The sequence below is a fragment of the Actimicrobium sp. GrIS 1.19 genome, assembly GCF_035984655.1.
Classification (GTDB): domain Bacteria; phylum Pseudomonadota; class Gammaproteobacteria; order Burkholderiales; family Burkholderiaceae_D; genus Actimicrobium.
In genome coordinates, this window is the sequence record NZ_JAXCHT010000004.1 from 148,051 (window position 1) to 163,074 (window position 15,024).

The window sequence follows — 15,024 nt, forward strand, 5'->3', positions numbered from 1 at the left end:
AAAAAACGCCGAATCGGAGCGTCGCAAGTTAATAGCGGAATGCCGATTGCATTGCTAGAGGAGCCCAACTAGTTCTCTGTTAATTACAGGTAGCGAAAGGGCGCTATCACTCATCACTTGAAGGAGCCATCATGGCAAAGAAGATTATTGGTTTTATCAAGCTGCAAGTGCCAGCTGGTAAGGCAAACCCGTCCCCTCCGATTGGCCCAGCCTTGGGTCAGCGCGGTTTGAACATCATGGAATTCTGCAAGGCGTTTAACGCCCAGACCCAAGGCCTCGAGCCAGGTTTGCCAATTCCGGTTGTGATTACCGCCTTTGCCGACAAGTCATTCACTTTCGTGATGAAGACGCCGCCTGCGACGATTCTTATCAAGAAGGCTGCCGGCATTACCAAAGGTTCAGCAAAACCGCATGTCGACAAAGTCGGCAGCATCACCCGCAAGCAAGCGGAAGAAATCGCAACCCAAAAGCGTCCGGATCTTACGGCAGCTGACATGGATGCAGCTGTGCGTATCATCGCCGGCTCCGCACGTTCCATGGGTATCACGGTGGAGGGTCTGTAATGGCTAAGTTATCGAAACGCGTCAAAGCAATCAAAGCCAAGGTCGATCGTACCAAGGCCTACCCGTTCGACAATGCAGTCGCATTGATCAAAGAACTGGCAACAGCAAAATTCAACGAATCTATCGATGTGTCGGTGCAGTTGGGTGTTGATGCCAAGAAGTCGGATCAAGTTGTGCGTGGCTCCGTCGTTCTGCCAGCCGGCACAGGAAAAACTGTTCGCGTAGCAGTATTTGCTACCGGCGAAAAAGCTGAGCAGGCCAAAGCGGCTGGCGCCGATATCGTTGGTATGGAAGACCTGGCCGAGCAAATCAAAGCCGGTAACATGCCATTCGACATCGTCATTGCGTCGCCAGATACGATGCGTATCGTTGGTACCCTCGGTCAGATTCTCGGCCCACGTGGTTTGATGCCAAATCCTAAAGTCGGCACCGTTACGCCAGATGTCGCGACGGCCGTCAAGAACGCCAAAGCCGGTCAAGTTCAGTACCGTACGGACAAGGGCGGTATCATTCACGCCACGATCGGTCGGAAGTCTTTCAGCGATGAAGCGTTGAAGTCGAATTTGGTCGCGCTGATTGATGCGCTCAATAAAGCCAAGCCGACCTCAAGCAAAGGCGTGTATCTGCGTAAAGTTTCCTTGTCGTCAACGATGGGTGCCGGCGTTCGCGTCGACCAGACCTCGCTGGCTGCTTAAGAATTGAATCAAGTCCTCGTGCCCTATGGCGCGAGGCGAATCTTTGGGCTGGGCCAGAAACAGGAATCTGAATTTGGTCCAGGCAATCAAAGACCGTTGGGCACTGCTCCAGTAGGTCATGGGCAAGGTTAAAACGCCAGTTGTGCAATCGGCCGGCACCCAACGCAGATGGTGAGCCCGAACAAGTTTTGTAGTCTCTAAGCTGGCCTGCCAGTCGGAACTCCTAACTTCGGACGCCGTGTTCGAACCGATGCAAGGCAAGTAACCACTTGGGTTATGTAGTTGCTGAACATCATTTTTGGAGGTTGACCGTGAGTCTCAATCTGAATGACAAAAAGGCCGTCGTAGCTGAAATCTCTGCAAAAGTAGCAACTGCACAGACGATCGTCGTGGCTGAATACCGTGGCATCCAGGTGAGTCACTTGACGCAACTGCGTGCAAAAGCGCGTGCCGAAGGCGTGTACCTGCGCGTGTTGAAAAACACGCTTGCTCGTCGCGCTGTTGAAGGCACCGCGTTCTCTGGCCTTGCTTCCGAAATGACCGGCCCGTTGATCTATTCGATCTCGGATGATGCCGTTGCTGCAGCGAAAGTCTTGCAAGACTTCGCCAAAACCAACGACAAACTGGTCATCAAGGCGGGCAATTATGCCGGCAAATCGCTTGATAAAGCGGGCGTGTCGTCATTGGCCAGTATCCCTAGCCGTGAAGTTCTGCTGTCCCAGTTGTTGGGCATCATGCAGGCGCCGGTATCAGGATTTGCGCGCGCCTTGGCTGCTCTTGCAGCCAAGAAAAGCGAAGGAATCGAAGTAGCACCGACCGTAGACGCGCCTGCTGAAGAAGCCGCCGCCGAAACGCCAGTCGAGGCCGCTTAATTCAGGCGAGAAATAATCTGCCTGACGGTTTCAATGTTTTGCGTTAGTACTGATCAGATGTAATCATCAATATAATTTAGGAGTTTCAAATGGCAATTAGCAAAGACGATATCCTGGAAGCCGTAGGCGCAATGTCCGTAATGGACCTGAACGACATGGTTAAGGCATTCGAAGAGAAATTTGGCGTGTCAGCAGCTGCTATGTCAGTCGCTGGTCCAGCTGGCGGTGCGGCAGCGGTTGTTGAAGAGCAAACCGAATTCACCGTGACGCTGACCGATTTCGGCGCGAATAAAGTTGGCGTGATTAAGGCTGTTCGCGAAATCACCGGTCTGGGCTTGAAAGAAGCTAAAGATCTGGTTGACGGTGCACCGAAGCCAGTCAAGGAAGCTGTCTCGAAAGCGGATGCTGAAGCCGCGAAGAAGAAACTGGAAGATGCCGGCGCGAAAGCCGAAATCAAGTAAGTTTGGTATGTCAGCGCAGTATTGCGGCGCCTGAGTCAAAGCGCGGAATCCTTTTTATAAAGGATTCGGCTTTGGCTCCTTTGTCGTTTTTGAAATTGGTTCGTTTGACAGCAATCGCACCCTTCCATCCAACGGAAGATTCAGCTTAAAACGAATTTGCAGGGTTGTCACTTGAGGTTTCGTCGTTGTTGGCCCGCGCTAGAAATGCGCGACGCTGTCGAATCCTGAATTGTCCTTCCTTCCTGTCACTCACGGAGTGTTCATGCACTACTCATTTACTGAGAAGAAGCGTATTCGTAAATCTTTTGCGAAACGCGCTAACGTTCACAACGTTCCGTTCCTGCTGGCGACGCAGCTCGAGTCCTACCTTAGCTTCCTGCAGGCGGACAAAGTACCATCGCAACGCAAGAATGATGGCCTGCAGTCGGCCTTCACATCGATTTTCCCTATCGTTTCGCACAATGGTTTTGCGCGTCTCGAATTCCTGTCGTACGTTCTGGGTGATCCACCTTTCGACGTCAAGGAATGCCAGCAGCGCGGCCTGACGTTCGCGTCGCCGCTACGTGCCAAGGTGCGTCTGGTCATTCTGGACAAGGAATCGCCGACCAAGCCTGTCGTCAAGGAAATGAAGGAGCAGGAAGTCTACATGGGCGAGTTGCCCCTGATGACGACGACCGGTTCGTTCGTGATCAATGGCACCGAGCGTGTGATCGTCTCCCAGTTGCATCGTTCGCCAGGCGTGTTCTTCGAACATGATCGCGGCAAGACGCATTCCTCAGGCAAACTGCTGTTCTCGGCACGGATTATTCCTTACCGCGGTTCATGGCTTGATTTCGAGTTCGATCCGAAAGACATCCTGTTCTTCCGCGTGGACCGTCGCCGCAAGATGCCAGTGACGATCTTGCTCAAGGCGATCGGCATGACGCCGGAACAGATTCTTGCGAACTTCTTCGTGTTCGACAATTTTGCATTGCGCAGCGAAGGCGGCGAGATGGAATTTGTCGGCGAACGCCTGCGTGGTGAAGTCGCACGTTTCGACATTACCGACAAGGCTGGCAAGTCGCTGGTGTCGAAGGACAAGCGGATCAACGCCAAGCATGTGCGCGACATTGAAGCTGCGGGCATCAAGCACATTTCGGTGCCGGAAGACTACCTGCTCGGTCGCGTGTTGGCGAAGAACATCGTTGACGCCGATACCGGCGAAGTCGTTGCCAGTGCCAACGACGAACTGACCGAAGAGCTGATGGCGCGTCTGCGTGAAGCCAATGTGACCGATATTCAGACGTTGTACACCAACGATCTGGACCAGGGTGGCTACATTTCGCAGACCCTGCGCATGGACGATACCGCTGACCAGATGGCCGCGAAAGTCGCAATCTACCGGATGATGCGCCCAGGCGAGCCACCGACCGAAGATTCGGTCGAGGCACTGTTCAACGGCCTGTTCTACAACGAAGACCGCTACGATCTGTCGGCCGTTGGTCGAATGAAATTCAATCGTCGCATCGGTCGCGACGAATTGACCGGTCTGATGACCCTGTCGAACGATGACGTGCTGGCAGTGATCAAGATTCTGGTCGAGCTGCGCAATGGTCGCGGCGAAGTCGATGACATTGATCACCTCGGCAATCGTCGTGTGCGTTGCGTCGGCGAACTGGCCGAAAATCAATTCCGTGCAGGTCTGGTTCGGGTTGAGCGTGCCGTCAAGGAACGTCTCGGCCAGGCCGAAGCGGACAACCTGATGCCGCATGACCTGATCAACTCGAAGCCAATTTCTGCCGCCATTCGCGAGTTCTTCGGTTCGTCGCAGTTGTCGCAGTTTATGGATCAGACCAACCCGTTGTCTGAGATAACCCACAAGCGCCGCGTATCGGCACTTGGGCCCGGTGGTTTGACACGGGAACGCGCCGGCTTTGAAGTGCGTGACGTGCATCCAACGCATTACGGCCGCGTTTGCCCGATCGAAACACCGGAAGGTCCGAACATCGGCCTGATCAATTCGCTGGCGTTGTATGCCCGCCTGAACGAATACGGCTTCCTCGAAACGCCGTATCGCAAAGTTGATGGCAGCAAGATCACGACCCAGATCGACTATCTGTCGGCCATTGAAGAAGGACGCTACATCATCGCTCAGGCGAATGCGACCATCGACAAGACCGGTCGCCTGTCGGATGAATTGGTGTCTGCCCGTGAAGCCGGTGAGACCATTCTGGTGTCGCCGGAGCGCGTCCAGTACATGGACGTGGCGCCGGGCCAGATTGTTTCCGTAGCGGCGTCGCTGATCCCGTTCCTTGAGCACGATGATGCAAACCGTGCGTTGATGGGTGCGAACATGCAGCGCCAGGCCGTACCTTGCCTGCGCCCGGAAAAAGCATTCGTTGGAACCGGTATCGAACGCACGGTTGCGGTCGACTCAGGTACGACCGTGCAGGCCCTGCGTGGCGGGCTGGTCGACTATATTGATGCGGGCCGTGTTGTGATTCGCGTCAATGACGAAGAAGCGTTGGCTGGCGAAGTCGGCGTGGATATCTATAACCTGATCAAGTACACCCGTTCAAACCAGAACACCAACATCAACCAGCGTCCGATCGTCAAGGTCGGTGACCGCGTCGCCAAGCACGACGTGATTGCCGATGGCGCCTCGACCGACCTGGGTGAGCTGGCTCTGGGCCAGAACATGCTGGTCGCGTTCATGCCGTGGAATGGCTACAACTTCGAAGATTCGATTCTGATCTCGGAAAAAGTTGTTGCCGATGATCGGTACACCTCGATTCATATCGAAGAGCTGTCGGTGGTCGCACGCGATACCAAGCTGGGTGCCGAAGAAATCACGCGCGACATTTCGAACTTGGCCGAGAACCAGCTGGCCCGCCTGGATGAGTCGGGAATCGTCTACATTGGTGCCGAAGTTGAGGCCGGTGATACGCTGGTCGGCAAGGTCACGCCAAAAGGCGAGACCCAACTGACGCCGGAAGAGAAGCTGCTGCGCGCGATTTTCGGCGAGAAGGCCTCGGACGTGAAGGACACCTCACTGCGCGTGCCATCCGGCATGATCGGAACGGTAATCGACGTGCAGGTCTTCACACGCGAGGGTATCGTGCGCGACAAGCGCGCCCAGCAAATCATCGATGATGAGCTGAAGCGCTATCGCCTCGACCTGAACGATCAGTTGCGTATCGTCGAAGGCGATGCGTTCCAGCGTCTGGAAAAAATGTTGACAGGTAAGGTCGTCAACGGCGGTCCGAAGAAGCTTGCCAAGGGCGCCAAGATCACCAAGGAATACCTGGATGATCTGGACAAATACCACTGGTTCGATATTCGCCCTGCTGACGACGATGCTGCGACATCGCTTGAAGCGATCAAGGAATCGATCGCCGAGAAGCGTCATCAATTCGATCTGGCCTTTGAAGAAAAGCGCAAGAAGCTGACGCAAGGCGATGAATTGCCGCCAGGCGTTCAAAAGATGGTCAAGGTCTATCTCGCGGTCAAGCGTCGTCTGCAACCGGGCGACAAGATGGCCGGGCGCCACGGTAACAAGGGTGTGGTTTCCCGCATCGTGCCGATTGAAGACATGCCATACATGGCAGACGGTACGCCGGCTGACATCGTGTTGAACCCGCTGGGCGTGCCGTCACGGATGAACGTGGGTCAGGTTCTGGAAGTGCATCTGGGCTGGGCAGCAAAAGGCCTGGGCCTGCGCATCGGCGAAATGCTCAAGGCGCAAGCCAAGGCAATCGAGCTGCGCAAGTTCCTGAAAGTGATCTACAACGAGTCGGGCAAGCAGGAAGATCTGGACAGCTTCACCGATGATGAAATCTTCGAACTGTCGGCAAATCTGAAACATGGCGTGCCGTTTGCGACACCTGTGTTCGATGGCGCCAATGAAGAAGAGATTCATCGCATGCTGGATCTGGCCTATCCTGACCATATCGCCAAGCAGCTCGGCATGACGCCATCGAAGAATCAGGTCACGATGTACGACGGTCGTACCGGCGAAGCGTTCGAGCGCTCGGTCACCGTGGGTTACATGCACGTCCTGAAACTGCATCATCTGGTGGACGACAAGATGCATGCGCGTTCGACCGGACCGTACTCGTTGGTGACGCAGCAGCCATTGGGCGGTAAAGCGCAGTTCGGTGGTCAGCGTTTCGGGGAAATGGAAGTCTGGGCACTGGAAGCGTACGGCGCGTCATATGTCTTGCAAGAGATGTTGACGGTCAAGTCCGATGACGTGAACGGTCGTACCAAGGTCTACGAAAATCTGGTCAAGGGCGACCATGTGATCGATGCCGGTATGCCTGAATCGTTTAACGTGCTGGTCAAGGAAATCCGTTCACTCGGTATTGATATTGATCTGGAACGCGATTAACGACGACACGTGAAGAACTGGCAAGGCGCAGCAATGTGCCTTGCCAGTTCGTCCCCGTTTACGCCGACAAGAATTATGACGTAGCACTAGTAGCAAAGCAAAGCATCAAGGAATAGCCAGTCCGTACCCGGTATCAGCGGAACCCCGCCCACAAGCGGGGCTCTCCCGCCAATGCGAACAGGGTCATGCGCGCTCCGGCCAATTCCCCGCCATACATCAAGCGACATCACGCCACTGGAGTGACAAATGAAAGCATTGCTGGATCTATTCAAGCAAGTTCAACAGAACGAACAATTCGACGCGATCAAGATTGGTCTTGCGTCCCCCGAGAAAATCCGTTCATGGTCCTACGGCGAAGTCAAAAAGCCGGAAACCATCAACTACCGCACCTTCAAGCCAGAACGTGATGGCCTGTTCTGCGCCAAGATTTTTGGCCCGATCAAAGACTACGAATGTCTTTGCGGCAAATACAAGCGCCTCAAGCATCGCGGCGTTATCTGCGAGAAGTGCGGCGTCGAAGTCACGCTGGCCAAGGTGCGTCGCGAGCGCATGGGCCACATCGAGCTGGCCTCGCCAACAGCGCATATCTGGTTCCTGAAGTCGCTACCTTCGCGTCTGGGCATGGTTCTCGACATGACACTGCGGGACATTGAACGCGTCCTGTATTTCGAAGCCTACGTCGTGACCGATCCAGGCATGACGCCGCTGAAGAAATGCCAGATCATGTCGGAAGACGACTATGCGGCAAAGTACGAAGAATTCGGCGACGACTTCATCGCTTTCATGGGCGCCGAAGGTATCCGCGAACTGCTGCGCTCGATCGATATCGATCGCGATGCGGAAATGTTGCGCGTTGAGTTGAAAGAATCGAAGTCCGAAGCCAAGATCAAGAAGTATGCAAAGCGACTGAAAGTGCTTGAGGCATTCCAGCGTTCGGGTATCAAGCCGGACTGGATGATCATGGAAGTGCTGCCAGTGTTGCCGCCAGAACTGCGTCCATTGGTACCGCTGGATGGCGGTCGTTTCGCGACCTCCGATCTGAACGACCTGTATCGCCGCGTCATCAATCGCAACAATCGTCTCAAGCGCCTGATGGAACTGCGCGCACCTGAAATCATTACGCGTAACGAAAAGCGGATGTTGCAGGAAGCCGTCGATTCGTTGCTGGACAACGGCCGTCGTGGCAAGGCAATGACCGGCGCCAACAAGCGTCCGCTGAAATCGCTGGCCGAAATGATCAAGGGTAAAGGCGGTCGTTTCCGTCAGAACTTGCTGGGCAAGCGCGTCGATTACTCGGGCCGTTCTGTCATCGTGGTGGGTCCGCAACTGAAATTGCATCAGTGCGGCTTGCCGAAGCTGATGGCACTGGAGCTGTTCAAGCCGTTCATTTTCAACAAGCTTGAGTTGATGGGCCTGGCGACAACCATCAAGGCCGCGAAGAAACTGGTCGAAATCCAGGAACCGGTCGTTTGGGACATTCTCGAGGACGTGATCCGTGAACATCCGGTCATGCTTAACCGCGCGCCGACCTTGCATCGTCTGGGCATCCAGGCGTTCGAGCCAGTCCTGATCGAAGGCAAGGCCATTCAGCTGCATCCGCTGGTCTGCGCCGCGTTCAACGCCGACTTTGACGGCGATCAAATGGCGGTCCACGTTCCACTGTCGATCGAAGCCCAGATGGAAGCGCGCACGCTGATGCTCGCATCCAACAACATCCTGTTCCCGTCAAACGGCGAGCCGTCGATCGTTCCTTCGCAGGATATCGTGCTTGGTCTGTACTACGCGACCCGCGAAAAGATCAACGGCAAGAACGAAGGCATGATGTTCCCGGACGTGTCGGAAGTCATCCGCGCCTATGACAACAAGGAAGTCGAACTGACCTCCCGCGTCACCGTGCGGATTACCGAATATCCAAAAAATCCCGAGACCGGTGAGTTCGAGAAGACCATCACCCGTTACGAGACCACGATTGGCCGCGCCATCCTGTCCGAGATCCTGCCAAAGGGTCTGCCATTCAGCGTGCTGAACCGCGCGCTGAAAAAGAAGGAAATCTCAAAGCTGATCAACACGTCGTTCCGCAAGTGCGGCCTGCGTGCGACGGTCGTCTTTGCCGACCAGCTGATGCAGTCGGGTTTCCGCCTCGCCACGCGCGCCGGTATCTCGATCTGCGTTGACGACATGCTGGTGCCGCCACAAAAAGTGACGATCATTGCGACCGCCGAGCAGGAAGTAAAACAGATCGAGCAGCAATATTCGTCCGGATTGGTCACTGCTGGTGAGCGCTACAACAAAGTCGTCGATATCTGGGGCAAGGCCGGCGACGATGTCGGCAAGGCCATGATGGACCAACTCAAGGTCGAAGACGTGATTCGCCGTGACGGCACCAAGTCGACCCAGGAATCGTTCAACGCGATTTACATGATGGCCGATTCCGGTGCGCGCGGTTCCGCAGCCCAGATTCGTCAGCTTGCCGGTATGCGCGGATTGATGGCCAAACCGGATGGCTCAATCATTGAAACGCCGATCACCGCGAACTTCCGCGAGGGTCTGAACGTGTTGCAGTACTTCATTTCGACGCACGGCGCCCGTAAAGGTCTGGCTGACACCGCGCTGAAGACAGCGAACTCAGGTTACCTGACACGTCGTTTGGTCGACGTGACGCAGGATCTGGTCGTGATCGAAGACGATTGCGGCACGTCCAATGGCGCATCGATGAAGGCCATGGTCGAAGGCGGCGAAGTGATTGAAGCGTTGCGTGACCGGATCCTCGGTCGTGTTGCTGCTAACGACATCGTCAACCCTGAGACCCAGGCGACGTTGTTCCCGGCCGGTACACTGCTGGACGAAGATGGCGTTGAAGAAATCGAGCGCCTCGGTATCGATGAAGTCAAGGTTCGCACACCGCTGACCTGCGACACACGCTATGGCTTGTGCGGCATGTGTTACGGCCGTGACCTTGGTCGCGGCGTGCTGGTCAATGCCGGCGAAGCAGTCGGCGTCATTGCCGCACAGTCGATCGGTGAGCCGGGTACCCAGCTGACAATGCGTACCTTCCACATTGGTGGTGCTGCATCGCGCGCCGCTGTGGCCTCGTCGGTGGAAGCCAAATCGAACGGTACTGTGCGTTTCACCGTCACGATGCGTTACGTCACCAACGGCAAGGGTGGTCAGATTGTCATTTCCCGTTCCGGCGAAGTGCTCATTACCGACGACCACGGCCGCGAGCGTGAGCGTCATAAAGTGCCTTACGGCGCCACCTTGAGCGTGCATGACGGCTTGGTGATCAAGGCCGGTACCGCACTGGCCACATGGGATCCGTTGACCCGTCCGATCATTACCGAATACGCCGGTACAGTGCGTTTCGAGAATGTCGAAGAAGGATCGACCGTTGCCCGCCAGGTGGATGATGTTACCGGCCTGTCAACGCTCGTGGTCATTGACGCGAAACGGCGCGGCTCGGTCAGCAAGACGGTACGCCCTCAAGTCAAGCTGCTCAACGAAGCTGGCGAAGAAGTCAAGATTGCCGGCACCGAACACGCCGTGACGATCGGTTTCCAGGTTGGTGCTCTGATTACCGTCAAGGACGGTCAGCAAGTGCATGTCGGCGAAGTGCTGGCGCGTATTCCGACTGAATCGCAAAAAACGCGCGACATCACTGGTGGTTTGCCACGTGTTGCCGAGTTGTTCGAAGCGCGGTCGCCGAAAGACGCCGGTATGCTCGCCGAGGTCACCGGTACGGTTGCGTTCGGTAAGGAAACCAAGGGCAAGCAGCGTCTGGAAATTACCGACCTCGACGGTAACAAGCATGAATTCCTGATCACCAAGGACAAGCAGGTGCTGGTGCATGATGGCCAGGTCGTCAACAAGGGCGAGATGATCGTGGATGGTCCGGCCGATCCGCAGGACATCTTGCGTTTGCTGGGTATCGAAGCGCTGGCTCGTTACATCGTTGACGAGGTGCAGGATGTGTACCGACTGCAGGGCGTGAAGATCAATGACAAGCACATTGAAGTGATCGTGCGTCAAATGTTGCGTCGGGTTCAGATCGTTGACGCTGGCGATGCCAATTACATCACCGGTGAACAGGTCGAGCGTTCGGAGCTGCTGGACGAGAACGATCGTGTCAGTGCCGACGGCAAGATTCCTGCGACTTACGAGAATGTGCTGTTGGGAATTACGAAGGCATCCCTGTCGACCGACTCGTTCATCTCGGCTGCATCGTTCCAGGAAACCACTCGCGTTCTTACGGAAGCAGCAATCATGGGCAAGCGCGATGGTCTGCGCGGGCTGAAAGAAAACGTGATTGTCGGCCGTTTGATCCCGGCTGGTACCGGTCTGGCATTCCACCGTGCGCGCAAGGAAAAGGAAACATGGGAAGCCGACGAGCGCACGGCATTGCTGCTTGCTGAAAAGGCCGCCAGGGCAGCTGACATCGAAGCGCAAATGGCCGATATTAGCGGTCCATCGGATAGCGAAGCATAGCGCTCCCGGGATTTTGTGCCCAACGGCATCGGGGAATGATCCTCGATGCCGTTTTGTTTTTCCCATCTTTGAGCCCGTATTTGTTGGACTCCCGGGCTTAATGATTAGATACATGCATTGACTCGCCGCTATGTAGCCTATATACTCGCGAGTTCTCGATTTTAAGCTTTACCAAGGTAAGGCTTTCACACGGGCAGCAGCCCGGTGTCGCAGAAGTCGAGCCGAGCGCCTTGCAGGCGCCACGATTTGTTTAGTCCCCGGACAACCGTTTTCGGGATCTGTTAATAGAAGTAATTTTGTTGGGTTTAGAGCGATGCCAACCATCAATCAACTGATTCGCCAGCCGCGTGTTTCCGCACGCGTCAAAAGCAAATCGCCGGCGCTGGAAAACAGCCCGCAAAAACGCGGCGTCTGCACGCGCGTTTATACAACGACCCCAAAGAAGCCAAATTCGGCTTTGCGTAAGGTCGCCAAAGTACGCTTGACCAACGGTTTCGAAGTCATTTCGTACATCGGTGGTGAAGGGCATAACCTGCAAGAGCATAGCGTGGTGTTGCTGCGCGGTGGTCGTGTCAAGGATTTGCCGGGTGTGCGTTATCACATGGTCCGCGGAGCGCTGGATACCCAGGGCGTCAAGGATCGTAAGCAGTCTCGTTCCAAGTACGGTACGAAGCGCGCCAAGGCTGCCAAGAAGTAATATTGTTCGTTCCGCTATTTTTTTGCGGAACCGGTGTCGGTCCCATTTGGGCCGAGTAAGTGGATGGCCATGATGGCAATCCGCGAGCGGGTAACCGGAAATGTTGCGCGCTCAACTGAAGATTGAAGGGAATCGAAATGCCACGTCGTCGTGAAGTCCCCAAGCGGGATATTTTGCCAGATCCAAAGTTCGGTAATGTTGATGTCGCCAAGTTTGTCAACGTGTTGATGTTGTCAGGCAAGAAATCAGTTGCTGAAAACATCATCTACGGTGCGTTTGAACATATCGCAACCAAGTCAGGAAAAGATCCGCTGGAAGTATTTTCAGCTGCGATCGGCAACTGCAAGCCGCTGGTTGAAGTAAAATCGCGTCGCGTTGGTGGTGCAAACTACCAGGTGCCGGTTGAAGTCCGTCCAGTGCGCCGGATGGCTCTGTCGATGCGTTGGTTGCGTGAAGCCGCCAACAAGCGCAGCGAAAAATCCATGCCGCAACGTTTGGGTGGTGAATTGCTCGAAGCCGCTGAAGGTCGTGGCGGTGCAATGAAGAAACGCGATGAAGTGCATCGCATGGCAGAAGCGAACAAGGCGTTCTCGCACTTCCGCTTCTAATAAATCGATTGGCATTGCCGCCAGCTGGCGGTGGTGTCAGTCGCACTAGTCATTTGTTCGAGGCCGAGCACATTGCATAAATGGAGCTCGGTTTTGTACATTAAAAAGATTTAGGATTAACTATGGCCCGCAAGACCCCCATTGAGCGCTATCGCAACATTGGTATCTCCGCTCACATCGACGCCGGCAAGACAACGACGACCGAACGCGTCCTCTTTTACACGGGTGTAAATCACAAGATTGGTGAAGTTCATGATGGCGCAGCCACCATGGACTGGATGGAGCAAGAGCAAGAGCGCGGCATCACGATTACGTCTGCCGCCACCACCTGCTTCTGGAAGGGGATGGCCAACAATTTCCCTGAGCATCACATCAACATCATTGACACGCCGGGTCACGTCGATTTCACAATTGAAGTCGAACGTTCGATGCGCGTGCTCGATGGCGCCTGTATGGTTTACTGCGCCGTTGGTGGCGTGCAGCCACAGTCCGAAACCGTTTGGCGTCAGGCTAACAAGTACGGCGTTCCGCGTTTGGCTTTCGTCAACAAAATGGATCGCACCGGCGCGAATTTCTTCAAGGTTTACGATCAGATGCGTGCGCGGCTGAAAGCGAACCCGATTCCGTTGCAGATTCCAATCGGCGCTGAAGAAAACTTCCTGGGCGTCGTCGATCTGGTCAAGATGAAGGCGATTTATTGGGACGACGCGTCCCAGGGCATGAAGTTCGATTACCGTGAAATTCCTGAGGAGCTGTTGGCTCAGGCTAAGGAATGGCGCGAAAAGATGGTTGAGGCAGCTGCTGAAGCCACTGAAGAACTGATGAACAAGTACCTCGACGAAGGCGATCTCACTGAAGAAGAGATCAAGGCAGCCTTGCGTCAACGTACGATCGCGGCAGAAATCGTCCCGATGATGTGCGGTACTGCGTTCAAGAACAAGGGTGTGCAGGCCATGCTCGACGGCGTTATCGAATACCTGCCTTCGCCAGCGGACATCCCGCCGGTCAAGGGTCTCGATGAAGACGAGCAGCCGACGACGCGTAAAGCGGAAGACACAGAGAAATTCTCGGCTTTGGCCTTCAAGATCATGACTGACCCATTTGTTGGTCAGCTGATTTTCTTCCGCGTCTATTCGGGCACCGTGAAGTCCGGCGATACCGTGTTCAATCCTGTGAAAAACAAGAAAGAGCGGTTGGGTCGTATTTTGCAGATGCATGCGAATCAACGCGAAGAAATCAAGGAAGTGCACGCCGGCGACATTGCTGCTGCGGTTGGTTTGAAGGATGCAACGACGGGGGAGACCTTGTGCGATCCAAGCGCGATCATTACGCTTGAGCGCATGGTGTTCCCGGAGCCGGTCATTTCGCAAGCTGTTGAGCCGAAAACCAAAGCCGATCAAGAGAAGATGGGTCTGGCGCTGAATCGTCTGGCGCAGGAAGATCCGTCTTTCCGCGTCAAGACAGACGAAGAATCGGGTCAAACCATCATTGGTGGTATGGGCGAGTTGCATCTGGAAATCATTGTTGATCGCATGCGTCGTGAATTTGGCGTTGAGGCAACCGTCGGTAAGCCACAGGTGGCCTACCGCGAAACGATTCGCAAGGTCTGCGAAGAGATCGAAGGCAAGTTCGTCAAGCAGTCTGGTGGACGCGGTCAGTACGGGCACGTCGTTCTGAAGATCGAGCCGCAATTGCCAGGCGTTGGTTTTGAGTTCGTCGACGCGATCAAAGGTGGTACCGTCCCACGCGAATACATTCCTGCAGTTGAGAAGGGTGTTCGCGAGACGCTGACCGCCGGTGTCATGGCGGGTTATCCGGTCGTTGACGTCAAGGTCACACTGTTCTTCGGTTCGTACCATGACGTGGATTCGAACGAAAACGCGTTCCGTATGGCTGCATCGATGGCGTTCAAGGATGGTTGCCGCAAGGCCAGTCCGGTTATTCTTGAGCCGATGATGTCGGTCGAAGTTGAAACGCCGGAAGATTACGCCGGTACAGTGATGGGCGATCTGTCTTCCCGTCGCGGCATGGTGCAAGGTATGGATGAAATCACCGGTGGCGGCGGCAAGATCATCAAGGCGGAAGTGCCATTGTCCGAAATGTTTGGTTATTCGACTTCGTTGCGCTCCGCAACACAAGGTCGTGCAACCTACACGATGGAATTCAAGCATTACGCTGAGGCCCCAAAGAACGTGACCGAAGCAATCGTCAGTCAGAAGAGCAAGTAATTGGTTACTCCCGCCCGCTCGTCATTGAGCGGGCCATCGTGTTGATAGA

9 protein-coding genes are annotated in these 15,024 nt (G+C 55.1%); all 9 read left to right on the plus strand.

Features of this window, described 5'->3' with window-relative positions; translation table 11 throughout:
• Positions 1-131: 131 nt before the first annotated feature.
• The 9 genes from rplK to fusA all read left to right on the plus strand — a co-directional run bounded on the left by rplK (position 132) and on the right by fusA (position 14,975).
• Positions 132-563: a 50S ribosomal protein L11 gene (gene rplK / locus RCH09_RS05160; RefSeq protein WP_326939980.1), complete on the plus strand. Its 432-nt coding sequence runs from the start codon at positions 132-134 to the stop codon at positions 561-563.
• Entirely contained in the window at positions 563-1,258 is a 696-nt protein-coding gene (gene rplA, locus RCH09_RS05165; protein WP_326939981.1) for a 50S ribosomal protein L1, read from the plus strand. The genes rplK and rplA overlap by 1 nt, the downstream gene beginning before the upstream one ends.
• Before the next feature lie 311 nt (positions 1,259-1,569).
• A complete protein-coding gene (rplJ, locus tag RCH09_RS05170) occupies positions 1,570-2,130 on the plus strand; it encodes a 50S ribosomal protein L10 (RefSeq protein ID WP_326939982.1) in 561 nt (186 codons plus the stop codon).
• A gap of 89 nt (positions 2,131-2,219) precedes the next feature.
• Positions 2,220-2,591, plus strand: a complete 372-nt coding sequence (gene rplL, locus RCH09_RS05175; protein WP_326939983.1) for a 50S ribosomal protein L7/L12 — start codon at positions 2,220-2,222, stop codon at positions 2,589-2,591.
• Positions 2,592-2,853: 262 nt separating this feature from the next.
• Positions 2,854-6,960 (plus strand): DNA-directed RNA polymerase subunit beta, encoded by a 4,107-nt coding sequence (gene rpoB, locus RCH09_RS05180; RefSeq protein ID WP_326939984.1) that lies wholly within the window; start codon positions 2,854-2,856, stop codon positions 6,958-6,960.
• Between the two features lie 246 nt (positions 6,961-7,206).
• Positions 7,207-11,442, plus strand: a complete 4,236-nt coding sequence (rpoC, locus tag RCH09_RS05185; RefSeq protein ID WP_326939985.1) for a DNA-directed RNA polymerase subunit beta' — start codon at positions 7,207-7,209, stop codon at positions 11,440-11,442.
• Positions 11,443-11,755: 313 nt separating this feature from the next.
• Positions 11,756-12,139: a 30S ribosomal protein S12 gene (gene rpsL, locus RCH09_RS05190; protein WP_326939986.1), complete on the plus strand. Its 384-nt coding sequence runs from the start codon at positions 11,756-11,758 to the stop codon at positions 12,137-12,139.
• 137 nt (positions 12,140-12,276) lie between these two features.
• A complete protein-coding gene (gene rpsG / locus RCH09_RS05195) occupies positions 12,277-12,747 on the plus strand; it encodes a 30S ribosomal protein S7 (protein WP_326939987.1) in 471 nt (156 codons plus the stop codon).
• A 122-nt stretch (positions 12,748-12,869) separates the two neighbouring features.
• Positions 12,870-14,975 (plus strand): elongation factor G, encoded by a 2,106-nt coding sequence (fusA, locus tag RCH09_RS05200; protein ID WP_326939988.1) that lies wholly within the window; start codon positions 12,870-12,872, stop codon positions 14,973-14,975.
• Positions 14,976-15,024: the final 49 nt, after the last annotated feature.